Consider the following 24,277-nt stretch of genomic DNA (forward strand, 5'->3'; position numbering starts at 1 on the left):
ATGATTGCCGTACGAGCGGACTTCGCGCCCGCCGGGATGGAGTGTTTACTGCCGCGAAAATTAGCTAGTGCGACGGCGCATCGTATTCGTGCGCAACGTAAGCCCGGCTGCCATAGCGGCGAGCGAGCGCATAGTCGGTGGTATGCATGTTGGTCCCGTTCAACAGTACGCCATTTACCCGCGCGCCGGTCTGCGCGAGTCGTTTGACGGATTCTTCAAGTTCGCCGGCACGTGTGTCCGCAAAGCGCGCTACCAGGAACAGCAATCCCGCGACAGGCGCCATGATCCCGGCATCCGACACCACGAGCACGGGCGGCACATCGATCATCACGACGTCGTATCGGGCGGACAGCATCGAGACGATTTCCCGGAATCTTGGCAGCATCAGCAGGTCGGCCGGATCGGGCGGGTACGGACCCGTTTGCAGCACGTCTAGGCGAGGCAGCACCTTTTGCGCAATTGCAGTGTCAAGCTCGCACGTGCCGGAGAGCACATCAGAGAGGCCCGGGCCCGGCGGCAAACCGACATATCTATGCACTCGCCCCTTACGCAGATCGGCGTCGATCAACAGCACGCGTTTGCCACCGGATGCAAGCAGCGCAGCCAGATTTGCAGAGAGGAACGATTTGCCAACACCAGGCAGGGGGCCAGCCAGCATCACGACATTGTTGCGCGCGCCGATCAGGGCGAATTGCAGCGCGGAGCGCAAGATGCGCAGCGCTTCCACTGACGGATCTTTCGAATCCTGCGAGGCGAGCAGCAAGTTTTCGCCGCTCTTCTCCTTCAGCTTCTTGTCGAGCAGTTCCTGCCTGTCGCTGTAAGGAATCGTCGCGACCACGTTCAGCCCGGTGCTCACTTCGATCTCGCGCGAATCAGTGACGCCGCGGAAAATGTAATCGCGCGCAAGCGCGAGTCCAGCGCCTACAAGCAGACCAAACACCGTAGAGACCAGCATGACGAGCCATTTGACTGGTTTGACCGGCCGCTCCGGCACGTCCGCCCTGTCGATCAGTTGTGCAGAAGCCGCCTTGCCTGCCTCAATGACGCGCAACTGTTCAATGTTATTACGCAGCGACGTGTACAGGTCCGTATTGACCCGCACATCGCGCATGAGGCGCATCGCGCCCTGCTCTTCTGTCGGCATCCCCTTGACCTGCAAACTCAGGTTGTCTATGTATTTCTGTGCGGCCGCGATCTGCTTGTCGAGCGAAATGACGGCCGGATAGCTGCTGGAGAACGTCGCCATCAGAGTGTCGCGCCGCCGCTGCAGGTCGATAAGTTGCGTAGTTGCGTCGGCGCTTCGTTGCAGGAGCAGCCGCGCCTCTTCGTCCATGTCGAGCAACGCGTGGCCATTGCGATAGTTGTTGTAGGCGTCTTCCGCTTCTCTGACCTGGCGGGCCATCGTAGGCAGCTGGCTTTGCAGATAATCGAGTGAGTTCTTCGCGATCACTGCCTTGCGCACTGCATTCCATTGCTCGTACTGGTGGCCGATTTCGTTGATCGTCTCGGTTGCGCGAAGCGCGTCGGGGCTTTCAAGTGAGACCTTTAGCACGCTCGATTTCGCGCCCTGCTCCTTGATCTTCACGCTTTTCTGCAGACGGTCAATCGTAAGTTGACGTGAATCGCGCGTCACGTCGAATGCGGCGCCAGGGCGTCCTGCGAGCGAACTGACCAGCAGCGTAATTGGACCGTGGCCGGTATCAAAGCGAGCCACGCTGCCGACCGTGCCCGTCGCGCCCTGCTCAGGCAAACCGGGTCCCCGCAACGAATAGCGCCCCCCCGGGAGCGCCGTGAGCGCATAACTCTCACCCTGCGACTTCTCCGGCACTTCGAACGCCGCCACCTTGATGGATTCGTTGCCCCAGACGTAACCGCCAACGCCCATCAGCCCGGGTTCTGAAAGCCCATCACCGTGGCGGGCCAGCCATTCGCCGATCACCGGGAAGTAGTGCGGCTTCGCGTCCAGATAGAGGTGACGTGCATCGACCGCGCGCGAGACAATCAGTCGCGAACCGATCACTTGAATCTCGCCTTCGGTCGACGACTTTTCATCGAAGCCAGGGGAGATGTTGTTCAGGAGTTCGTTGCCATCCTGGCGTGGCGGCGTACCTGTGGAGTCCTCCACCTTGATCAGGACACTCGCCTCGTAGACCGGCGGCGTCAGGAACGCATAACTCGCGCCAATGAGCACAAAAACTACGGTCGTGACGAGGATCATCACGCGGTACTCGATCAGCGCGTCCAGAATCAAAGCAAAGCCAGCCTGCTCGCTGCGAGCAAAGCCCGTTTCTACTCCGGAAGCCTGTCTCATGCGCGTCTCGCTAAAGATTTTATTTGATCGCTATACCGCATCAGGATGGCCCACCCTATCAGCACTACCCCATCCGGATATGTGCGGAGGAGCACACACCCGGAACAGAGCCCGGAGCGCGTTCAATTGGTGCTTGCGCAGTCATGTTTAGTCAATAACGCCGCCGGAAACTCGCTGCTACTTGCCCTATACAAGGCAGGGCCAAAGCGCCTCCTGGGCGATTCATTCTCGCAACGAGACTGCTGTTTCACCACGCGTCTTCCATGGCCCTCTGCAGGGGACGCCAGGGCATGCCATCCCCGCGACATAAGACCGATTTAATTCCTTGCCTGTTCGAAAGGCTACCCAGAACCCGGATTTCAAATTTCCCAAGGATATGTTCAGAAAATATCCAGTTCTACGCCCGAGCAATAGCGACGTTTTCGTCTTACCTAAAGCAATCCTAATTGCAATCCTAATTGCAATCCAAATATCCTACGAGTCATGTCGGAGAGCACGAACTGAAATTCGGAAAATACCCGGGTTTTTGTGGGCTAGCCCACATTGCGTTTGGCATGCTCCGCTATAACTATGGTAAAGCAGATATCCACGCGTTCTCCTTAACAGTTAATTGAGGCGGTAAAGCAACGTCCAATGCGTCAAATGAAGGTAAACCGCAATGCGAATCTCCCTTGAAGGAGGCGCTTTTTTGCCTATGATAAAGACGATCGTAGAGACGCATGCCTCGCGCGGCGTCTGCAAGGATTGTTTGAGAGACTTATACGGCCTTCTGCAAACACCGAAGGTTCTAAGCCAACTCGCAGACGTTAAGCTCATTTTGAGCTAAACGCCAAACGTCGGAAATCGACCCATCGATGCGTCGCCGGGCTGGATACCATGCTTAATCTTGTGCTGAGCTTTGTTAGTTCTTTCCTCGTCACTATGATGATCGTCCGGTATGCAGACCGATTCGGCAAAACCTTAATAGACTGCGACCTCGACGGGGTGCAAAAAAATCACATGCATGCCGTTCCGCGCGTGGGCGGTGTAGGAATTGTTTGCGCGACTTGCGCAACCTGCATGATTGGTGCGTTCTTCGGATCCAATCCTCGAGGTGAGACCATGATGCTGCTCGGCGCGGGCGCGCCCGCCTTCTGCAGTGGTCTGATCGAAGACATGACGAAATGCGTGAGTCCGCGCACGCGTCTGTTTAGCGCGATGGGTGGTGCAATAGTAGGTGCTTATCTGCTGCAAGCCGTGATCGAGCGCGTGGATTTGCCCCTGATCGATAAATGGCTCGGCATAGCACCTCTAGCGATTGGTCTTACCGTGGTGGTGGTTGCCGGCCTAACCAACGCCATGAATATCATCGACGGTATGAACGGACTCGCGTCGGTAACGTCTATCCTGATCTTCGGGTCGATCGGTTATGTGGCACACGATGTCGGCGACTGGTTCGTAATGAGTGCGGCACTTACCATGGTTGGCGCTATTCTCGGCTTCGCGATCTGGAACTATCCGGCGGCATACATCTTTCTCGGCGACGGCGGCGCGTACTTTGTCGGATTCGTAATGGCGGAGTTGCTGGTCGTCCTGATAGCAAGACATCCTCACCTGTGTGCATGGTACGCGGCGGTGGTCGCGATCTATCCACTCTTTGAGACTGTATTCTCGATTTATAGGCGACGCATACTCAAGGGGCGTCCGGTGAGCCAGCCCGACGGCCTGCATCTGCACACGCTCGTCTACAAGCGCATCGCCCGGCGTGGTTTGTGCTCCGGAAACGCGGCGCAACGCGAGCGCGGCAATCCGCATACTTCTCCCTATCTATGGACGCTCGCGTTGATCTCTATCGTGCCCGCCACGCTGTTCTGGCAGAGTCCGCTGATACTCGCGGGTACTGCGGTAGCGTTCGTTGTTGTTTATCTCTGGCTATATCGCTGCATTGTGCGATTCAGGACTCCACACTGGATGATACCGGGGCATCACACGGTCATCGCACCATCAGCCGCCGAAAAGACGCGGCATCGCTGAAGGACACTCCGGTTCGTCACTTTGACGTCGTCTCCGCGGGGAATTGCTCGGGCGGCCGCTTCCCTGCGATTCGGGCTGCAATGAAAGGAAGACGTTTTGCCGCCTGCTTCGCGGCGAAACCCGCCCGCCCCCAACGCGTTGGCAATACGAGGAAGGAGGTTGTCATATACGAGAAGCCGCTACTCCACGAGGACTTGTACTGCTGATCGCCTGGACCGAAATCAAAATCGAGCCCATTATCGAACGCCCACTTTACGCAGTCGTCGACGAGCACGGTACCCGGAGAAAGGCGCGCGTGTTTCAGGTCGTAGGTAATGGCTAGAAGATAGACGCGGCCGGCGCCCGTGGCCATGATACTCACGGCAAGCGGCTCATCATTGAGTGTCAGGACGCACAGGCGGAACCCACCCGCCTCGTCGGACCCGTTCGATAGCAGCGCATTCCAAAACCTGCGGCTGGATTCGGAAAAGACCCACCGGCTGTTGAGTTCTTTGTGATGGGCCCATTCACGTTTGTGCACAACGAACCAGTCGACAAGCGACAAGCGCCGCTTGTCGTTCGCATCAACGATGTCAAAACTGACTTCGCCACGCGCGCTCAGGCGCCGCCGCAGATACGATGGTTGGCTTTTCCCGCGACCCGGACGCGAGCGGCAAAACGCTTCCCAGTCTTGCTGGCCTTGCAATACGGCGAACGGTGTCGGCTCTTCGCTTGCTCGTCGCACCATGTTCTCATGCACTGCGTAACGGTACAGCAGCGAAGTCGAGCGGATGCGCCATAGCTGGATGACGTCGGCACCGCTGAATTTGAGCGCCGCGCGCCAGGTGGATTTGACGATCTCCTCAACGTCGTGCTCCGGCGCGACGAGGATATCACTAGGGGCGCGGTTCTGCGGGCCGAGCGGCGTCGCGGACTTCCAGCAGGTGTTCCAGAATGTGACGAGCGGCCACAGCGCCACGAGTCTGCCGTCGCGCCTCCCTACGACACAGTGGAGCTTGCGTCGGGTGTCAGCGTCTTCCGCCTGAAAACTGCTATAGCAAAATGCGAAGGTCTGGAAATATTCGCCTTCAGCGCGCCGCCAGAGATCGTCCCACTCGGGGCGAAGCGCACGGAAGCCGTCAATATCGCGAACAACTTCGAATGCTATGGGATTCATTGCCATCGGTGTTCTCCTGAGAGACGTCGGCAGGCGGTGGCATCAGCGAGAGGCACCTTCTAGAGCGGCCGCAACACTGAATGTAGTGCACGTAAGCGAAGAGAAATTACCTTTTCTTTTCCGATGCGTCTATGCGTGGAAGCGTACCGGTTGCGCAATTGGCATACTGATCAACGTCAGGTCAGAACCAAGCTGTCATGCCCAGCCGGTGCAAGCGGAATTCGGGTAGCGAATGTCTGCACTAATGTGTCAAAAGTCTACGCCAACTGCGACCATGGCGACGCAATGTGAGCGTGAAAAGAATCTGACCGCCGATCGCACTGGTTCGTGGTGCTTGTCTTCTCAAGCGCACATCGCAGCCGCGACTTGGCCACCCGCAAGGGCTTCATCGCGCTACTCATGCGGACGCCGTTGACTGCCGCCGAGTTCCCGAGCCGCTCTGCCGACCCCCCATCTACGTGCGCTTGCGCACAGACCGGACTACTGGCTCAAGAGAATTTATCGTTTGGTCTGACGGGCCCATCTTCGGCCGGTCATGGCCGGGTGAATAGGACCTCGCGCACCTGAGCGCATCGTCCAAAGTCCCGCGGCCGACGCACGCATCGGCAAGCCGCGCACGATTCGTATTGGAGGGTTTGATGAAGATGGCATACCGCCCGGATATCGACGCCCTTCGAGCCGTGGCCGTTCTGGCAGTCGTCATATTCCATCTCGAGCGCGACGTGTGCCCCGGCGGATTTGTCGGGGTGGACGTTTTTTTCGTAATCTCCGGCTATTTGATTACCGGACAGATTTATCAAGGACTGGCTGCCAAAGACTTCACGCTCGGCGGTTTCTATAGAAGGCGCGTCAACCGTCTGTTGCCGGCGCTGCTTGTGATGCTTGCCGTAGTGTTCTTCGCGGGGTTGATCCTTCTTTCTGCCTTCGACCTGACACGTCTCGCCAAAACGGCACTCCTGTCGGCGACAGGTTTTTCGAACGTTTATTTATGGAAAGAGTACGGGAATTACTTTTACAGCGGCAGCGCGGAAGCCCCATTGCTTCACACCTGGTCGCTAGCCGTCGAGGAGCAGTTCTACTTGATCTGGCCGCTCGTGTTGATGGGGCTCTGCCGCCTCCCAAAGCGTTGGCTGATTCCCGTGTTGAGCGCGGCGCTATTACTGTTCATTGCATTGTCGGAGTCCAGCGTTCGTTACGCGACAAGCGCAGCTTACTTTCTGCTGCCAAGCCGCTTCTTTGAACCGTTGACCGGTGCTCTGCTCGCCGTCATCGTCGCAAACCTCGAAGGCCGCCGATTTAACGCGTCCCTCTCGAGTGCGTGCGGCATAGTCGGCTTGCTAATGATTGCATGGTCGTGCCTCATGTTGACCGAGGCGACGCTTTTCCCCGGCCTTAACGCGCTGCCGTCCACGGTTGGCACTGCTTTGGTGATCATTGGCGGACTAAACCGCAATAGCGCGTCGTTCAGGATGCTAGCCATAAAGCCGCTCGTATTTATTGGTGTGATGTCTTATTCAATCTACCTGTGGCACTGGCCGATCATCGCCTACCTGACGTATTACGGCGTCAAGCTTGGCACGACGGGTTCCCTGGCCGTTCTCGCGTGCACCCTGGTGCTCGGCTGGGCGTCGTGGCGCTTCATCGAAGTGCCGTTCCGGCGCTCAGGAAGCCGGCTGCCACCGCGCGCGTTTTTTGCCAGGCGTTATGCCACGCCAGTTCTCGGGCTGCTGGCAGTGATGGCAGTCTGCATGAAGTTCGACGGGTTTCCTCAGCGCTGGGACCAGCAGGTGCTGGTGTTCGACGGCATCGTGTCGACCAAGCCAAACGAGATTCGCGCGGGATGCCACGTGTCGACGCAGCAATACCGGACCCTGCCCAACGACTCGTGTGTGCTCGGCGCCAGATCCAGAAAAGTGGAGGGTTTATTGATCGGAGATTCGTACGCGAATCACTTTACCGGCATGATCGACATTCTGGCCGCGCACGACGGCATAGCGCTTCAAGACTACACAATGGATGGGTGCGAACCGATCATTGGCTTTTCCAATCTCAGACAGGCCTCCTATGCAGATAAATGCAGGTCACGAACTGCGTTCGATTATCGTCTGATTGGCAACCACCACTACAAATACGTGATTCTCGCTGCGCACTGGCCGCAGGACGAGAATGGCATCGTCGCGAAAGCGATGACGCGATCTGTCGACTTGGTGCTGGCCTCCGGATCGAAGCTTGTCATCGTGCTCAGTAATCAGACGATTCGGGACGCGGCAACATGCCCCGTGCGAAAGCTGATGTACGCGTCAGATCGAAATTGCGCGGTGCGCGACCTCCCCGATGCACCGAGCTATCTGCGCGATATCCAGAAGAGTCACCCGGAGATCACGTTCATCGATCCTAACGCCGTGATCTGTGACGGCAAGCAATGTAGCCCGATCGTGGGCAACGTACCTCTCTATCGGGACGACGGGCACCTTAACGATGTCGGTTCTCGCCTGATAGGCACCCTGCTGCTTCAGCGGGGGGTCTCTTTGCTTCACCCGGGTGCGACCGGACATGCGACGAAGGCTGCAAATGGGGCAACTTGAAACTGCCAGTGCGAAGTCGCATCAATGGAGTTGGCACAGCGCGGCGCTTCAGGGCTGAGGCCGTCGTTCAAAACCGCCAAGAAAAAACGACGCCTCACGTGGCGGCACATTGCGTTTCGCTCGAAAGAACGCTTGAAAGGATGCTGGCGACCTTCGGCGATGAAATCTTCGCGAAAACGTTCATGCACTGCCAACCAAAGCACGCGAGACTGTAATCCGAGACGTCGGGATCACGAACAGATCAAGGTCCGCCGCAAATCGGGGGAAGCTCATATCAGAAGATGACATGTCGCGACCGTCAGGTTCGCAATGCGGATTTCCGAACTTGGCGCCGCTGATGCAAACATGCCCAATGAGAACATTTCGGGCGAATGTTGTTATTTACGCCTCGAGCTAAGAGAAGCGTCTTTCGCTTCGCTGCAATGTTTTCACCCTATTTTTTCTCACGCGTGCGCGCTTTGGGGACCTACATGCAGCGCGATGAGCCGCTGCATCCGGGCTCACATAAAAAGCGAGTTCAGCTTTCCAAGCCTATTTGACCCCATGCCTGCGCATGGGCGCCAACATCCTGTTTCGTGCCCGAAGATGGCGCTCGAATTAAATCTGTAACCGTCCGAAGCATCCATTTAATTTGCGGATTCTGCCATCGCTAGCTACTCCAATTCCTCTGATGTTAATTAGCCTTACTGACGGAATGGATGTATCTATTGCGCATAATCATTTAATTTTTTTTGAAGGCTCGAAACGGACCTGGATTTATATGTGAAGAATACACAGCGCTCCGTTCCACGGGGAGTTCACGCGAACCGGCCCTTAAACGCCACGCCCTAGTCTAATTCCGCCAGTTACGCTTGGTTACGAAATGATAAGGGTTTCCACTTGAGCCATTTTGTCAGATCGTTATCATTCGCGAAACGTCAAATCGGCTAAACGGCGCGTCTGCTTCTCAGACACGTCGTCCGCCATCTTGCGTTCTTTCGGACGGTAGTAATCAACTTGTTAATTCAATAATTGTCCGACTCCCGCGCGCTGCATACGTACGTTTGCTTGCGCAGGATGGTGCTCGTCCGCGATTTTTGCGGACTTCATATCGATCCGCTAACCGGCCATCGACCATTTTTATCCCGCGAACATTTGTTCGCCTAGCTGCCCGGTATACGGGCTTAGATAAATGACCTCTTTGATCAAACGATACGCCAACGCCGACCTCCTATCTCTCGACCAACTCACCACCCGCCGCAAATTCCTGACAGGATTCGCCCTCACCGCCGGCTCGGTTATGCTCGCCGGCTGCGGGGGCGGCGGTGACGGCACCAGCAGCAGCCCTAGCTCAGTTGCCGACGCCGCAGTCAACGCGGCGATCACTCCTCCCACCACCATCGTCAACGCGTCCAGCTTCGGCGTGAAGGCTGATGGCACCACGAATGACCGCGTCGCGCTGCAAAATGCGATCAACGGTTCAGTAGGCAAGATTCTCCTCATCAGCGGTCAAGTCCGTATCGACGTCACGGGTGTCGCTCTGCTGACAAACAGCTACATTCGCTTTGCATCGGGTGCATCGATCAAATTGCTGCCCCACAATTCAACGTTTTATCAGGTCATGCGGATTTGGGACGTTCAGAATGTGACGGTCCAGAACGCGTACATCGACGGCAGCAAGGAGCTGAACTCGGCCACGCCTAACGCGAATAGCGGCGGCGGCGGCATGGGCATATCGATTTGCGGTGCATCGAATGTCACGCTTACCTCGCCGACCACCATCGACACTTGGGGCGATGGCATCTACATCGCGAATTCGTACTCGTCGGCAGCGACGGTGACCAGCAACGTGACCGTGTCGAATCACATCTCTAACGGCGTCCGCCGTAACGGCGCGACCATCATCAGCGGCAGCGGCATTACGTTCACGAACCCGGTGTGGGAAAACTGCTCCGGCACAATGCCGTCCGCAGGTCTCGATATCGAGCCGAACTCGAATGCGGACGTTCTTTCGAACATAAAGATCGTGACCCCGACGACTACCAACTGTCACTTCGGTATCAACATCTACCTGGCAAACCTGCCTGGCGCCGTTGCAAAGAACGTTTCCATCGCCATTTCGAATCACACCGACAACGCCGCGAACGATGCGGGCTTTTACGTCAGCGGCTTAACGCTGAACGGCCATACGGTTTCTGGCCTGATTACGAGCGCATCGCCGACCTTCGTTGGATCGAAATCCGGATATCGCCTCGCCGCTTGGGATATGGCAGGCCCATCGGTTGAAGTAACAAACGTCACGACGCGTGCGTAATGACGTAACAGCCGCGCGCGATTGGTCCATTCGGACTGTCGCGCGATTCTGGCCCGCCCATGCCCCCGACCACTCCGTTTCCGGTGCCCAGCGGGCATGGGCTTTGCCACTTCAATAGTTGATTTCATCGGTCTGTGAGCGTCAGCAAATCTTGCTTGCGTCGCCAAAAGCATCATTTTTCTCGCCGTTTTATGTGCGATATCCCACATAAGGGCGTGCTAAGATAAATACGTATATTCGCTTTTGTATGATCGATGCAGATGACTTGACGGGCACCGGCCAGACGCGAACCAGATGCACAGGTCGTGTTTCCACACGAGGATCGGCAGATGAAATTGCTTAATGTCATCGGCACGGTGATTTTTCTTGGTGTTGTGGCGCTGGCACTAATAGCTGTGCTGGATGTAGTTTTCTTGCGTCGAGAGAAAAAAAGGATCCACAAGCCAGGTCGCAGATTCCTTGTAAAACGTAGCTCCAAGGTGCGGCCTAACTCCCGCGCGCCCCGCGAAAGAGCCTTCACTTTCAAAAAGCCCGATCGTTAGCCGTGAGCACCGCGCGCTGTAACGCCATGGGCGCCACATTGTTTCGCTTTCATTCCTCTGTCTAGCGCTGGACCTGCCCGTTCTCCCGTGCTCTGCCGCATATTGGTTTTATCACGCATAGTTCGAAGCGCTTTACTCCTTCCTTGCAATCTTCCGCACTCGCTCCCGAATCGCCTGGATAAATCTGCGGCTCCTGCCTGGTGATTGAGGCGGAATACTTTGGTATGTGCGATCGCGAACGGTGCACCAACGCGGCGTGCAGGAAGCTGCACCGTGGGCCTGCTGCTGCACTGCGCTTCGTAACGCCAAGATCAGGCGAGGTTGATTTAATCCGCGACGCTTTTCGCAGACCGACAGACAGAATGCTTCGAATCGTACCGGTAACGAACGCTTTCGATTTACCCCCTCCCGCCCGTCTCAAAAGGCGATACGACGCGTAAGCGTCACGCGGAGCCCGTGGGGAAAATCGCTGCCGTCTCCAGCGCGCATTCGATTTTCGGTGAGCCGTGCTGGCTAGAGGCCCCAACGGGTGGAAACCTGGGATTTGCCGAGACCTGACGGCTTCGGCGGGTTATCTCGTGAAGCACTTCGAGGTCGAGCCCACCTCAAACCCGCTAATCACCAGGCGGCATGTGCACACGAGACTGCTCATGACAAATTTTCTTCGATTCAGCTTCCTGTTTGTCGCGCTATTGCTCTCGACACTGGCGAGTCACGGTGCCTATGTTCAGATGGCCGGCACCCTGCTGGTCGGCGCGTACTGTCTTTGCATGCCCGACACGCGGAAGACGCTGTTCGATCGAGTAAATGTCTTGCGGGTGCTGTCGGCACTCATTGTCATCACCGCGTGCTTTCTCTATTACCTGTTCTTTCCAGCGCCAAACGGAGCCCCTGAACTGGAAAAGTCCGCATTCAACAATTATCTTTTTCTTGTACTCGTGACGGTCTTCGTGGCGTGTCTCTGCTCGCTCGTCCTCAAGCGACTGAGTGAACTGACGCTTGTGCTGGCGGCTTTACTGGTGTTCAACGACCTGATTTTGTTTGCGCAAACCGCGTGTCTCATTGTCACTAAGAGTTATATCGATTTTGTCGAACCGGTCACGGGTGAGCCTTCGCGATTTCACAACTACGAAAACCTGAATCCTGTTTTCGCCTACCGCCCTACCGGTCTCTTCGTTGAGCCTTCGACGTTCAGCGCAGTGGTCGCCACCATGACCGTCGGTTATGTACTGCTCAGCCGGGCGCAACAGCGTGAGCCGCACGCCCTGCCCGTCTTTCTAACGCTCTTCGCCATGCTGATCACTCAGTCGACAGCGGCCACGGTTCAGTGTGTCGTGCTGCTGCTCGCCGTCCTCGTGACCACCCAAAGGAAGTCGGTGCGGGTTCTAACCGTGGGCGTGTGCCTGCTTGCGTTATTGGCTTTGCCTTCAGTCATGCTGACTTATTTCGACAGCTTCGCTATGAAGATGGACGAAACATCGGCTATCCGTCTTCAGTTGCTTGACTACGTCTACAGCTTTCGCACGGGCTGGGATTGGATGCTCGGCTACGGGCCTTTCACGCTGGAAGCGCCGCTATATCACTTGGCCAATCCGAACGGGGGGATGCAGATAGCGTCGCTTAATGACGCAGGTCTGCTTCAGTACTTCGTGGTGCGCTTTGGGATGGTCGGGCTGCTGATTCCTGCCTGGATGTTCCTCAGGATTCGCAAGGACATACCGCATGTGCTATTTTTCGCGCTTATCATGAGCCTGAAGCTTTCATATTCCGAACCAGTCATCTTTCTTGGGCTGCTGCCTTTGCTGATGCGTCTTCCCACGCACGTGCCGGTCGCACGGCGAGCCGGGACGGCGCTTACCCCGCCGATGCTTCGCAAGCCGGTTGGCGAACCGGGTGGCGATGAATAGCAACTGTTTGTGCGAGCGCGCTCAACCGGTCTTCGGGCGCTCCACCAGGGTCTGTGCGCAGGTCTCTTCGTCATGCCGCCAACTGTGTTCCACCGAAAACTGGCGCTGAATACGGCTTCTTGCTGCCTGTCCCAAGGTGGCCCGCTCGCCGCGGGAGAGGCTAAGCATCGCGATCAAAGGGTCCGTGCGCGCGCATTTTCCGGCGGCACGACACATCCTGTCGCACCTTGAGTAGCTCGGCGTCTTCCAGGTCCGTGGCGACGCACGGTACTTCGCATGCCATCGCGTCGCTAACCCGTTGGTTTAGGCGAAAACAATGACTTTACGCATGTCGGCTCCTCGTTGACGCATCCGCTGCTTGCAACGGCCGAATAGCGATGGTTCAGCTTCGACCGCATGGCTGTCCTGTTCTGCTCGCTGGGGTGGCCGGCCGCGTCAGGATGTCATGTGACGGGCGGACCGCGCGGGCCCCGACCCGCTCGAACAGCTCTTCCCAATGCGTGAGCACCGCCTGCACCGAATAGCGTTCGCGGATTGAATGCGCTGCCTTGCTGCCGAGTTCGGAGCGCAACGCCGCATTGGCGATGAGTTCGCGCAAGCCTCGAACCATGGCGTCCACGTCGCCCGCCGGTATCAGAAGTCCGTCGCTTCCGTCGCGCATCAACTCTCGTGGGCCGCTGCGGCAATCAAAGGCGATTGAGGCGACGCCAAGCCCCATCGCTTCCATCAAGGCCATCGGTAAGCCTTCAAAGCGCGACGACAGCACGAAGACGTCCGCAGCCGCCATTTCAGCCCATGGCGAGGCAGTCTTGCCAGGCAGGAAGACACGGTTCTTCAAGCCGGCGCCTTCTATCTGCGCCGCCAGCTTCGCGCGCTCTGGACCGTCGCCCCAGATCCACAGGTCCCATTGGGCATACGCTTCAGCAAGTGCCGCGAAAGCAGTGATCAGAACGTCGTACTGTTTCTGCTCGTGCAGGCGGCCAACCGAAATCAGACGCTTGCGGGCATCCGCCGGCCCGCGCACGCACTGCTGTTCAAAAAGCTCGTCGGGTAACGGATTGGGCATCACGGCCAGGCGTGACATATGCGGCACCATGCGTCTGAGCGGCAGCACGACGTTTTCCGTCAGCACGGTCACCAGACTCGCATGCGGGTACACATAACGGCAAGCCATTCGCCAGAAACGGGAGCGTTTATCGGCCGACGGATCGTTGTGTTCGCATGCAATCACCGGCACGTGCATCCCGCGAGTCGCCAGGATTGCCGTGACGTTAACGTTCGTCAGAAAGGAGATGACGACATCCGGCCGGTGGCCGCGAATAAACGCACGCAACGCGACGAAACGCGCCACGTAGCCGCGCAGCCCGCGCCTGTTTTGGCCGGTGAGATCGGCGAGATAGATCAACCGGACATTATCAGCAAGCGGATAGAAGCAACTGCCGCGGCCGCTGTACGTCACCACGAGGGTAACGGTTTCCTCCCGTTTCGCCCATGCGTTGACAAGCGTAGACGCCACGCGTTCCGCACCGCCAGTGCCCATCGAACTCACCAGCAGGACGATATTCATATCTCCACTGTCCTTGGCTTGCCCGCCGCCCATCCGCCGGCATAGAAAATGGTGCGGATCAATGTCGTTGCGTGCTTCAGCGACGTGCCGAGTTGGGGGATCACGCGCTTAACTCCCCTCCGCGCGTACGGCCGCGGACAGGACGCGAGCGTCGTCGCCGAAGCGGGTACTGTCCGCGACGAAGCGCACGTACCAAGGCATGGCCACTCCGAGCCCCTGCTCAAGCGTTATCCTGCGTTCATAGCCGAGCAGCCGTTGCGCCTTGTCAACATTGGCCTGCGAATGCCGGATATCGCCTGGGCGATTCGGGCCATACACGGGCCGATGGTCGCGCAATGCAACGCCATGATCAGCGAGTGCCGCTTTCAGGTAGCCGTATAGCTGATTGAGTGTCGTGCGGTTGCCGACCGCCACGTTGTACACCTGATCGCGGCTCGCGTCGTCGGCAAGGGCGGCGAGCAGATTCGCCTGAACCGCATTGTCGACAAAACAGAAGTCGCGGCTTGTCTCGCCATCGCCGTTGATGACGACTTCGTCGCCGTTGATCAGCGCCGCCGTCCAGCGGGGAATCACGGCGGCATATGCGCCGTCCGGGTCCTGACGCTGGCCAAATACGTTGAAATAGCGCAGGCCGATCGTGCGCAAGCCATAGTTGCGTGCGAAAACCGACGCGTACAACTCATTTGCATACTTGGTCACCGCATACGGCGACAGCGGCTGACCAATGCGGTCTTCCACTTTCGGCAAGCCGGGGTGATCACCGTAAGTAGAGCTCGACGCCGCGTAGGTAAAGCTTTTGACCTGGGCGTCGCGCGCGGCCACCAGCATGTTGAGAAAGCCGCTGATATTGACTTCGTGGGTTGCGATAGGATCCTGAACCGAACGCGGCACCGAGCCGAGCGCAGCCTCGTGAAGCACATGGTCAACTTGCTTCACCGCGGCCGCGCAATCCGCGAGTTTGCGGATATCGCCTTCTATGAATCTAAAACGCTGCCATTGCGCGGCGTTGACGAGCGAGCGCACTTCGTCGAGGTTGCGCCGGTGACCGGTCGCGAAGTTGTCCAACCCGACCACGCGCTGGTCTAGCTTGAGCAGCGCCTCGAGCAGATTCGAGCCAATAAAGCCCGCGACGCCTGTCACGAGCCATGTATGCGGAGCCGCAGCGAGTTCAAGGCGAACGCGATCGTAGCGATTTGACATCAATGTCCTCCTACCTATAGAAACGCTATCAACCGCGGTCGCGGACGGTATGTGCGCGAAGACACACAACCCTTTTGGATTCGCCTGCGCGACGAATCGCGGGCCCCTGGTATCTCGGACAGCTCTAGAATTTTTCCGCCATATCGCCACGCTTATTCCCGCTTCGGGGTCAAGGTATGATGCGCTGATTGCTCACAATTATCTGCGGGCCATGCACGCGATCGTAGTCTTCACTTCTTAGCGTCGAAAGTCGAGGACTCACCCACTTCGATGAATCGATCACGATGCGTCCCTTCACGACGGCGCCTTTAAGTTCGAGTCCCGAGATATCGAGTGGCGCGAACGCTGAGGCTTCGTCCCGATGGTCCGTTATCTTGATCTGGACGTACTGCGGCTTCGGCCCGGCAAGCATCTGCAGGTACATCAGAATTCCGGTGCGACAGTTGCGGGTTGTCGGGCTTTCAATTCGAATGTCGTGAAGAATATCCAAGTTATTATTGGGCTCGATATCGAGTCCTGCGGACGGCAACGTTCCACCAATACTCTCCCAGACCGGGCGCTCGAAGACGATATTCGCACCGCTGATGATTGACACGCCCTGTCGGCGGCAACGCGAGGCCCGGTGATCGAGCACGCGGATGTCGCTTGGCCACGTGCTCTTGCTCGAATAACTGTTAGCTATATAAATGCCGTCGCCCCAGCATCCGGTCGTGGTGGGTGAAATGAGCGTGATGTTCGAGCTTCCCGCAATGGAAATCCCCATTCCATACCCGCCATTGTGGGGGTCGTTCGGCGCCGCGTTCAGTTCCCTGCTGCCGTCGAGCGTCGCGCCTTCGAGTATCACGTCCCGCACATCCCAGATGCGCATGATCTGATAGAAGGACGCGTTGTGCGGCAGAAGTTTGATCGACGCGCCCGGCGCAAAGCGCACCCGACTGCCGCTTCGCAATGCGAGGCCGACTGCGTCGATCCGGCAATCGCCGGTGATCATCAACGTCTGGCCGAGCGACTGGTCAATCGCCGCCTGCAGGCTCGAGCGATCGTTGCTACGTCCATCCCCCTTTACACCGAACGCTTTGTCCATGAGAACGGCGTTGCGGGCTGGACTGGAAGCGTACGCTGGTTGCGCTGCTCCAGTCGACGCCGCCGCAAGCACGGGAAGCACTTGTATCAAGCGCCGTCGGGCCCACGAGCGGGGCATCTCACTCGCCGCGTGCTCTTGCGCGGATGCCGGCTTTCCGCTCATGGCCGACCAGCCAAGACGACACTGCGGTTCTATTACACGCATATTCAGAAACCACCTTGAGCTCACGTCAGTCGAAGTCAAACGAATGGTCCTGATCAGACCAGGCGTCGCTATTAACACCGGCGAGTTTCGACGGCTTACCTCGAAAAGAGAGATAACTATCGATCAATAAGCCAGACGACAAATATCAGGTCCTACCCTATATGAAGGAATGCGAAGTTTCGTATGACCTGAAACCATCTACTATTAAAGGCCGTCGGGCCGACAATAGATGGCTTCGTTCCGCCGTGAAAATCGAGAGCAAATAGGCTCGTGGGTACCCACCTGGGACCGCTCGCAAACGGGTCGGAACAGATCGCCTTGATATATGCGGCCGATCAAAATGCGCGATTGCCTCCGCATCAGTCTGCGAGAAGAACTCGTAGCCCTTGCCGCGCAAGCATCTCACGCGGCGACTCGTCGTTCTCGATAACGGCGCTATGCACGAGTGCTACTTGTTGCTCGAGAAAATCGGATGCGCATTGCGGTCACAGGTGCTTCGTGTGTTGCCTGGCGCATGTGCGCGATCCCGGATTGCCCCTGCAGACCGGTCTCCCGACCCTGACTGGCCAGATCGGCGACACGATAGACGCTGCAGGCGCGTCTCGGGCGGCCGGCAGCAATCACGGCCACGCCTAACAGGTCGTAACCGCGATATTTCAACCGGCGCAGCCCTTCGAGCCAGCGCTGACCCGGGACGCGACCGTCCTGTTGAATCTCGACCTAGGCTACTCGCCGAATAGTCTGGAACCTATAGGAAAGCTGGGCCTTTCGTGCGGTCGCCAACATATGTAATGCGAGCATAAATATCGAACCGTTGCTCGATTTCTCCTTGATCGCTCCCTGGCTTCTCTAGCCCCGTCTCGTTCCCTGCTTCAGAAGTTGAGTGATCTGTGTTCCGTTAGCCTGCCAGGACGCCCGAGCGGGCCGTACTTGCCCCTCCTTGACCCTCACCCCTCCCCCTCCCCTCAGCCCCGTCAAAGAAGATTGCAGTTTGGCAACGCCGCCTGCCTTCTTCCTTGCAATGTTCGCTGCCGCACGGTCGCGCGGTCGCTTATTCTTCTAACCTCTGGCGTCGGTGGGGACAACGTGAGAGGAATCGAGCGTCATGAACACAGAGAAGATTCCCGTGGTAACAGTTCCTGGTCCGCTCAAACCGCGAACACGCAAGCCGGCTCTCGAAGAACCCCCGAAATCACCAAACGTTCTGCCTGCATCCATTGGGCTTACGGAACGCTCGGTCTTCCACGAACCGTGGTGGCTGAACGCGACCGCTGGTGAGGATTGGCACATGGCCGTCGTGAAGACCGGCGACCAGATCGTCGGCGAGATGCCCTACACGCTTACCAAAAAGGGCTTCTGGCGCATATCGACATTGCCACCGCTCACCCGAACCCTCGGCCCGGTCATCAAGCCGCAGCCCGCCGATGCGGGGAACCCCGAGTGGAATCATCGTCTGGAAGTCACGCGCGAGTTGATCGCTCAACTACCCAAGTGCGCGCACTTTCATCAGATCGCGCACCCGCTTGTGTCGGAAGCCGAAGCAGCCGCTTTCTCGCTGCACGGCTTCCAAGTCTCGGTGGGGTTCACGCTCAAATTGCCCCCGGGCACGGACGAGGCCACCGCCTGGCGCGGACTTCGCTGGAATACGCGCAACCGCGTCCGGCGCTCCGCTGAGCGATTCGTGGTGCGCGAGATCGCGGGCGTCGAGGAATTTGTCGACTTCTATGATTCCAACCTTGCCACCCGTAAGCTCGATAACGTCTACGGCTCAACGATCATGCGGCGGTTGCTGACCGAGGTCGTGCGCCATAATGCCGGCATGCTGCTCGGTACGTTCGACCATGATGGCTCACTCAATGCCGCGACCGCGCTCGTTTGGGACAAGACAAACGTCTACTATTTTTTGACGACGCGTACAGCCACCGCGCACAGCGGCGCGGTAGCTCTACTTGTCTGGCAGGCGATCAAAGTCGCCCGCGAACGTACGCTCGAACTTGACTTCGACGGCGTCTCGACAGCGGGCATTCTCCAATTCCTCGCAGGCTTCGGCGGACATCTCGTTCGGCGCTATACATTCGAACAAATGCGGGGCGATTTTGCGCTCGGTCGCGCCCTGCGCGCCAGTTCGCGCGAGGTTGCGAAGGCTGCTCGAAGTGTTGGCGCGAAGAAAAGCACACCTGCAGAGAAGGGCACACCTGCGGAGAAGAGCTCACCTGCGGAGAAGAGCTCACCTGCAGAATAGCCGGATGCCGTTGCTCGCAGCGTGCATGCTCTTCTGATCCTTCGTAAATAGGGAGGTCGTGAACGCGAGTTTTACGGGCGCACTAGACCAACTGAATGCTCCAAGGTTCGTGGTGCCGGTACCAGTACTTCGCAACAATCGCGCTGCGGTAGTTTCGTATATAGACGAATGGTTCACTGCACCTCGACAAAGCGCCTAAGCGAGCAGCCGGTCAGCCTTGCTCCATCACGAGATTCGATGCCTTCGACCTGTCCGACGAAGAAGTCGTGCGGTAACGGGGTCGTGAATCGCTACTGACAGGTCTTCACTGGCGAGACGTTCCTGCAAACGCAGCCACTGAATGATCCGTCGAGCTTGACGCGCTGGCGCAAGCACCTCGGTGAGGCGGGCGTTGAAGAGCTGCTGGAGGCGACGATTGATGCTGCCGAACGCGCTGGCGTAATCAAGGCGTCGAGCGTGAAGCGGGAAGTGATATCGAAGGTAATCTACCTAAAGCACAATTTCGGAAGGCTTCGGCTGATACCTAGCGAAGCAAGCGCTAGCGAGGGCGGATTCGCAATTTATCTACCGTGAACTGTTGTACTAATGATCCGGTGGATGCGTGCCGATGCTCATGGCGTCAATTCAGCTCAATCGAGAATAGCGCCGCGTTCTGTATGCGCAAATCACCGATAAGTCTTGTTTAGGGCCTCCGCATCCTCGGGTGTCAATTCGTAGACCGGATGCATGACAGCGCCGTTAGACCACTCGAGCTGATAGCGCCACTTCCCGTCGCCGAGCATATAGCGCCATGCTATCGGCTTGCGTTCGCTGCGCTCAGCAAGCGATCGCTCGGTCTGAAAATCTTCGCGTTGACCCATTTTCGCCACCCCCGGACGTTTGTTAAATCCTAAGGTGAGTTTAATTTTCGGTGTGCGCGTTGTCGCTCACTTTTATATCGATTTGTCTTATCTGACCTTACCAACGCGTCATTCGATCATTCGTCCGTGACAATCTCATCGCCTATTCAACCTCAAACGTCGGGAAAACCTTGCTCTCAGACTGTCTTTGCCGCTCCCAACGTGAGGCCGACGTCAAGTCGAAGGCGCCATGTGTTTCATCGCTTGCCTCTTCGATTCCGGGATTGTCCTGCTACGAACTAGCCGCGCAAATTAGACCCGTACAGTTCGTTTATGAACTGTCTCTATTGGGGCGTGCATGCGGGAAAAGAGCGGTGCGGATCTCCTGCACCGCCAACCTGCTTGCGAAGTCACACGCGCTACGAAGCGAGCTCCGGTACAGCGGGCATCCTTGCGGTCGCTCCTCCCAACAAGCAGTCGTGAGACATTAACTGTTGAGTAACCCTCAACCGATTCGAGCCGACTGCACACTCGTCAACGCTGGCGTCATAGTCGTCTGATACTCCGGCACCCAGCGGCGCAGGTCACGTCGCACTTCGTCATCTGCCAATACGCGATGCTGCATCAGCCATGGCAGCAATTCATCGAGGAAGTGATTCGGCACTTCGCGCGCCTGTGCGATCCGCAGCTTCGGATGCGGCGTGCGTGTGGTCGTTTCGTCGTCGGCAAGCAATTCCTCGTACAGCTTTTCACCCGGCCGCAAGCCCGTGAACACGATCCGGATCTGCTCCTCCGAGAATCCGTACAAGCGAATCAGATCGCGCGCCAGATCCACGATTCTCACCGGCTCACCCATATCCAGGATAAAGATCTCGCCGCCACGGCCCATGCTCGACGCTTGCAACACCAGTTGCGCAGCTTCGGGGATCGTCATGAAGAACCGCGTGATCTCCGGATGCGTGACCGTTACCGGACCGCCCTTCGCAATCTGCTGCTGGAACTTCGGGATCACGCTGCCCGCGCTGCCCAGCACATTACCAAATCTCACCGTCTCGAACTGCGTGCGCGGCGCGGTCTGCTGCAACGCCTGGCAGGCCATCTCGGCCAGGCGTTTGCTTGCGCCCATCACGTTGGTCGGGTTGACGGCTTTATCGGTGGAGATCAGTACGAAATGGCTCACCTGATGACGGATCGCCGCGCGCGCCACGCGCAAGGTACCCAGCACGTTGTTGCGCACTGCCGCCCATGCGTTCTGCTCTTCCATCAAAGGCACGTGTTTATACGCCGCAGCGTGAAACACAATATGCGGCGCAAAGCGCGACATGGTCTGATCGAGAAGCAGCGAATCCTTGGCATCGCCGATCACCGGGATCACTGACAGATCCGGGAACCGCTCATGCAATTCTTCGATGAGCAAATACATCGCGTATTCGCTCAGGTCGTAGGCCACGAGTTGCGCCGGCGAGAAGCGCAGGATCTGCCTGCACAATTCCGAACCGATCGAGCCGCCTGCACCCGTGACCATCACCACGCGCCCATGCAGCAGCGCCTCGACGTGCGGCATGTCGATCTTCACGGGCTCGCGGCCGAGCAAGTCTTCCAGGTCGATCTGGCGAACCCGTGAGAGGAATGCCTGCCCCTGTGTGAGCACGGTAAGCGCTGGCAACACCATGGCCTTAACGCCTGCGCGAACGCACATGGTAGCCACACGCCGCTGCGCATCTACCGACGCCGACGGAATCGCGATGATCGCCGTATCGGCCTTGAGTTGTTCCGCCCACAACGGCAGCTCGCTGATCGATCCCAGTACCTTGTGGCCCAAGATTTCACGACCGCGTTTAGCGGGGTCGTCGTCGAGCAGACCCACCAAACGCCATTCACTGGAGCGCGCCAGCTCGCGCACGAGATTCGCGCCCGCCGTACCCGCGCCGAGCACGATCACCGGCTTGCCCTTGCCTATCAAGCCGCCGTACAGGTAAAACTCCTTGATTGCACGGTAAAGCGCGCGCGAGCCGCCCGTCACCATGAACAGCAGCAACGGCGACACGATCAACACAGAGCGGGGAATGATGGGAGAAGGCTGGAGCATGGCCGCACCGATCATCACGATCAGCGCGCCGCTGGCGACCGCCTTGGAGATCCGCATCAGGTCAGGCAGGCTTGCAAACACCCACATGCCGCGATACAGCCCGAAGATACGGAACATCAGACCGTAGATCACTACGACCCACACCAGAGCGTTGATGCCGCCGTGCCAGAAATCGTCAGGAACCGAGCCATTGAAGCGCAGCGTATACGCGGCGAGCCACGCCACCGCGACCGCCATGAGGTCAAAACCGAATGCCGCGATCGAGAGCCACGAAGGCTTAATTCGCATCGTTATCGTTACCTTGAGTGAGGATGAATTGCCGCCAACGGCGGTCGATCTGCCAGCCAACCAAGGCCAGAACAACGTACCACGCCCCGAACAGGGCCCATTGGGCCATGAGCGGCACGCAAAGTGCTAAGAGCGCTACGCAACCGCTGCCCAACATGAGCAAGTAATACGCCACAGCCACGCGGACGTGGCTTTCAGTCAGTCTCACCAAACGCTGATAATAATGCTCGCGATGCGCCAGCCACACTTTCTCCCCCCGCGCGAGACGGCGCGCAAGGGTCACGGTGGCGTCGGCCACGAAAGGCGCAAACACCAGCGCGGGGAACCAGATCGGCCAGACGCTGTGCTGCCAACCCCAGAAGCCCAGCGCCCCAGCCAGGAAACCAAGCGGGATCGAACCGGCGTCGCCGAGGAATATCTTGGCCGGATGGTGGTTAAAAATCAAGAAGCCAAGTGCTGCGCCAGCTACCGCCGCCGCAGCCACTGCAAGCGACGGCTGCGAAATCAGCGCTGCAACGGCGTAAAAACCGAAACCAAACACAGCCATGCCGCCCGCGAGACCGTCGGAGCCGTCCATGAAATTGTAAAGATTGACCACCCAGACGAGCGCCACGACGGCAAGCAGCGCAAGCCACCAGGTAATGCTCACGGAGCTCCACGCAATGGCCCCAGCCACCACGATCAGATGCGCGGCGAAGCGCACGCGGGCCGGCAAGCCCCGCCGGTCATCGATTTGGGACACCACGGACAGCAGCAATGCTCCGAGCGCGATCCAGCCAAAGGATGGCACGCACAATGCAACGGCGAGCAACGTGGCTGGCATGACCCCCCAGCCGCCCACGCGCGGCACCGGGCGCACGTGCAACGACCGATGGTTCGGGATATCGACTGCTATATCCCAGGCCCAGCCTGTACGCAATAGCAGCAGCAAAATCCCCGCGCACACACCGCAAGCGATTCCAGCAGCGAAGAACAACAGCATGGGCATGGGCGTCAGCAGTACCATCAGCGCGCCTCCTGGAATGCACGCACCGTCCGCGCGATGCCTTCGGCCACCGTTATGGGCGGCGTCCAGCCGAGGTCCGTCCGCAGGCGCGTGCTGTCCATGCGCAGCGGGCTTGTCAATCGGTCGACCTGGGCCGTGCGCCCCGTCAGCGCGCCCGCTGCACGCAACCATGAAGCGGGTACCGCCAGAAGCCGCGCGGGTTTATCAAAGGCCTGGGCCAGTGCCCGGATCATCTGCGCGACGCTGAGATCGTCGCCGTCGGTAACATGGAACACTCCGCTGGTCGGCTCGGTGCGCGTTGCCACGAACCGGATGGCATCGGCGAGATTACCCACGTAGACCATGCTGCGACGGACACTGATAGCACCAAGCGGCAAAGGGATACCGCGCTCCACGGCTCGCATCAATTGCTCGAAGTTCGCTCGTACTCCCGGGCCATAGACCAGCGGCGGACGGAGCACGACAATCTCCATACCTTGCTCGCGGCCGAAGCACTCAAGCGCCCGTTCGGCTTCGAGCTTCGTAATGCCGTAAGGATCCGCGGGCGCCGGCGCATCGTCCTCGCGCCATGGCCGGCCCGGCTCGCTCTCGCCCAACGCCTTGATGCTGCTTATAAAAACCAGCCGCGTCACACCCGCGCGCAACGCGGCGCGCGCCACGTTGAGCGAGCCCTGCACATTGACCGCGCGATACTCGCCGAGCGGGTCCCCAGCGCTGTCCCGCATCACGTGAACACGCGCGGCAAGATGAATCAGTACGTCCGCAGCAGGCAAAGCGGCGAGACTTGCGAAGTTATCGTCGGCGATTACTCGTTCGTGCACGCGCGGCTCACAGCCGCCTGGCCGACGCACGAGTGCGGTCACGTCGTGACCCGCATCGCAGAGCGCCGCGCAAGTCGCGCGCCCCACAAAACCGTTGGCCCCTGTGACGATTACTCGCATGACAGCGATC

At 58.4% G+C, this 24,277-nt stretch carries 15 protein-coding genes and 2 pseudogenes; 7 read left to right on the forward strand and 10 right to left on the reverse strand.

Features of this window, described 5'->3' with window-relative positions; genetic code table 11:
- Window positions 1-64: 64 nt before the first annotated feature.
- A complete protein-coding gene (locus SBC1_RS13950; protein ID WP_165988176.1) occupies window positions 65-2,311 on the reverse strand; it encodes a polysaccharide biosynthesis tyrosine autokinase in 2,247 nt (748 codons plus the stop codon).
- Window positions 2,312-3,412: 1,101 nt separating this feature from the next.
- On the opposite strand from SBC1_RS13950, the gene SBC1_RS13955 reads away from it, so the two are divergent.
- Complete coding sequence (locus SBC1_RS13955) at window positions 3,413-4,324, forward strand: glycosyltransferase (protein WP_243830226.1); 912 nt, start codon at window positions 3,413-3,415, stop codon at window positions 4,322-4,324.
- A 16-nt stretch (window positions 4,325-4,340) separates the two neighbouring features.
- Here the strand turns inward: SBC1_RS13955 and SBC1_RS13960 are convergent, their stop codons facing one another.
- A complete protein-coding gene (locus SBC1_RS13960) occupies window positions 4,341-5,486 on the reverse strand; it encodes a GNAT family N-acetyltransferase (RefSeq protein ID WP_165988179.1) in 1,146 nt (381 codons plus the stop codon).
- A gap of 632 nt (window positions 5,487-6,118) precedes the next feature.
- On the opposite strand from SBC1_RS13960, the gene SBC1_RS13965 reads away from it, so the two are divergent.
- The 4 genes from SBC1_RS13965 to SBC1_RS13980 all read left to right on the forward strand — a co-directional run bounded on the left by SBC1_RS13965 (window position 6,119) and on the right by SBC1_RS13980 (window position 12,807).
- Complete coding sequence (locus SBC1_RS13965) at window positions 6,119-8,065, forward strand: acyltransferase family protein (protein ID WP_165988181.1); 1,947 nt, start codon at window positions 6,119-6,121, stop codon at window positions 8,063-8,065.
- A 1,171-nt stretch (window positions 8,066-9,236) separates the two neighbouring features.
- Window positions 9,237-10,358, forward strand: a complete 1,122-nt coding sequence (locus SBC1_RS13970; protein WP_165988183.1) for a hypothetical protein — start codon at window positions 9,237-9,239, stop codon at window positions 10,356-10,358.
- 329 nt (window positions 10,359-10,687) lie between these two features.
- Window positions 10,688-10,900 (forward strand): hypothetical protein, encoded by a 213-nt coding sequence (locus tag SBC1_RS13975; RefSeq protein ID WP_165988185.1) that lies wholly within the window; start codon window positions 10,688-10,690, stop codon window positions 10,898-10,900.
- 650 nt (window positions 10,901-11,550) lie between these two features.
- On the forward strand, window positions 11,551-12,807 hold the full coding sequence (locus SBC1_RS13980) for a hypothetical protein (protein WP_165988187.1): 1,257 nt from the start codon (window positions 11,551-11,553) through the stop codon (window positions 12,805-12,807).
- A 382-nt stretch (window positions 12,808-13,189) separates the two neighbouring features.
- Here the strand turns inward: SBC1_RS13980 and SBC1_RS13985 are convergent, their stop codons facing one another.
- The 4 genes and pseudogenes from SBC1_RS13985 to SBC1_RS40585 form a co-directional block, all read right to left on the reverse strand.
- Window positions 13,190-14,374, reverse strand: a complete 1,185-nt coding sequence (locus tag SBC1_RS13985; RefSeq protein WP_165988188.1) for a glycosyltransferase family 4 protein — start codon at window positions 14,372-14,374, stop codon at window positions 13,190-13,192.
- A 108-nt stretch (window positions 14,375-14,482) separates the two neighbouring features.
- Window positions 14,483-15,574: an SDR family oxidoreductase gene (locus tag SBC1_RS13990; RefSeq protein ID WP_165988190.1), complete on the reverse strand. Its 1,092-nt coding sequence runs from the start codon at window positions 15,572-15,574 to the stop codon at window positions 14,483-14,485.
- A 169-nt stretch (window positions 15,575-15,743) separates the two neighbouring features.
- On the reverse strand, window positions 15,744-16,658 hold the full coding sequence (locus SBC1_RS13995; RefSeq protein ID WP_243830227.1) for a right-handed parallel beta-helix repeat-containing protein: 915 nt from the start codon (window positions 16,656-16,658) through the stop codon (window positions 15,744-15,746).
- Between the two features lie 495 nt (window positions 16,659-17,153).
- Window positions 17,154-17,576 (reverse strand): annotated as a pseudogene (locus SBC1_RS40585) (glutamine--fructose-6-phosphate aminotransferase); the annotation flags it as partial.
- A 574-nt stretch (window positions 17,577-18,150) separates the two neighbouring features.
- Here SBC1_RS40585 and SBC1_RS14000 point away from each other — a divergent pair.
- Window positions 18,151-19,104 (forward strand): GNAT family N-acetyltransferase, encoded by a 954-nt coding sequence (locus SBC1_RS14000; protein WP_165988192.1) that lies wholly within the window; start codon window positions 18,151-18,153, stop codon window positions 19,102-19,104.
- A gap of 239 nt (window positions 19,105-19,343) precedes the next feature.
- Window positions 19,344-19,599: pseudogene (locus SBC1_RS14005) on the forward strand (IS5/IS1182 family transposase); the annotation flags it as partial.
- A 170-nt stretch (window positions 19,600-19,769) separates the two neighbouring features.
- Here SBC1_RS14005 and SBC1_RS14010 read toward each other — a convergent pair.
- The 4 genes from SBC1_RS14010 to SBC1_RS14025 form a co-directional block, all read right to left on the reverse strand.
- Window positions 19,770-19,964 (reverse strand): hypothetical protein, encoded by a 195-nt coding sequence (locus SBC1_RS14010; protein ID WP_165988194.1) that lies wholly within the window; start codon window positions 19,962-19,964, stop codon window positions 19,770-19,772.
- A gap of 484 nt (window positions 19,965-20,448) precedes the next feature.
- Window positions 20,449-22,320, reverse strand: a complete 1,872-nt coding sequence (locus tag SBC1_RS14015; protein ID WP_165988196.1) for a nucleoside-diphosphate sugar epimerase/dehydratase — start codon at window positions 22,318-22,320, stop codon at window positions 20,449-20,451.
- Window positions 22,310-23,326 (reverse strand): glycosyltransferase family 4 protein, encoded by a 1,017-nt coding sequence (locus tag SBC1_RS14020; protein WP_165988198.1) that lies wholly within the window; start codon window positions 23,324-23,326, stop codon window positions 22,310-22,312. Before SBC1_RS14020 ends, SBC1_RS14015 begins: the two co-directional genes overlap by 11 nt.
- On the reverse strand, window positions 23,326-24,267 hold the full coding sequence (locus tag SBC1_RS14025; protein ID WP_165988200.1) for an SDR family oxidoreductase: 942 nt from the start codon (window positions 24,265-24,267) through the stop codon (window positions 23,326-23,328). Before SBC1_RS14025 ends, SBC1_RS14020 begins: the two co-directional genes overlap by 1 nt.
- Window positions 24,268-24,277: the final 10 nt, after the last annotated feature.

It is taken from the genome of Caballeronia sp. SBC1 (assembly GCF_011493005.1).
GTDB lineage: Bacteria > Pseudomonadota > Gammaproteobacteria > Burkholderiales > Burkholderiaceae > Caballeronia.

Bases quoted from the DNA above. Each gene is read 5' to 3' on its own strand.
- SBC1_RS13950 (WP_165988176.1), bottom strand. From the start codon at position 2,311: ATGAGACAGGCTTCCGGAGTAGAAACGGGCTTTGCTCGCAGCGAGCAG.
- SBC1_RS13955 (WP_243830226.1), top strand. From the start codon at position 3,413: ATGATGCTGCTCGGCGCGGGCGCGCCCGCCTTCTGCAGTGGTCTGATC.
- SBC1_RS13960 (WP_165988179.1), bottom strand. From the start codon at position 5,486: ATGGCAATGAATCCCATAGCATTCGAAGTTGTTCGCGATATTGACGGC.
- SBC1_RS13965 (WP_165988181.1), top strand. From the start codon at position 6,119: ATGAAGATGGCATACCGCCCGGATATCGACGCCCTTCGAGCCGTGGCC.
- SBC1_RS13970 (WP_165988183.1), top strand. From the start codon at position 9,237: ATGACCTCTTTGATCAAACGATACGCCAACGCCGACCTCCTATCTCTC.
- SBC1_RS13975 (WP_165988185.1), top strand. From the start codon at position 10,688: ATGAAATTGCTTAATGTCATCGGCACGGTGATTTTTCTTGGTGTTGTG.
- SBC1_RS13980 (WP_165988187.1), top strand. From the start codon at position 11,551: ATGACAAATTTTCTTCGATTCAGCTTCCTGTTTGTCGCGCTATTGCTC.
- SBC1_RS13985 (WP_165988188.1), bottom strand. From the start codon at position 14,374: ATGAATATCGTCCTGCTGGTGAGTTCGATGGGCACTGGCGGTGCGGAA.
- SBC1_RS13990 (WP_165988190.1), bottom strand. From the start codon at position 15,574: ATGTCAAATCGCTACGATCGCGTTCGCCTTGAACTCGCTGCGGCTCCG.
- SBC1_RS13995 (WP_243830227.1), bottom strand. From the start codon at position 16,658: ATGGACAAAGCGTTCGGTGTAAAGGGGGATGGACGTAGCAACGATCGC.
- SBC1_RS14000 (WP_165988192.1), top strand. From the start codon at position 18,151: ATGGCCGTCGTGAAGACCGGCGACCAGATCGTCGGCGAGATGCCCTAC.
- SBC1_RS14010 (WP_165988194.1), bottom strand. From the start codon at position 19,964: ATGGGTCAACGCGAAGATTTTCAGACCGAGCGATCGCTTGCTGAGCGC.
- SBC1_RS14015 (WP_165988196.1), bottom strand. From the start codon at position 22,320: ATGCGAATTAAGCCTTCGTGGCTCTCGATCGCGGCATTCGGTTTTGAC.
- SBC1_RS14020 (WP_165988198.1), bottom strand. From the start codon at position 23,326: ATGGTACTGCTGACGCCCATGCCCATGCTGTTGTTCTTCGCTGCTGGA.
- SBC1_RS14025 (WP_165988200.1), bottom strand. From the start codon at position 24,267: ATGCGAGTAATCGTCACAGGGGCCAACGGTTTTGTGGGGCGCGCGACT.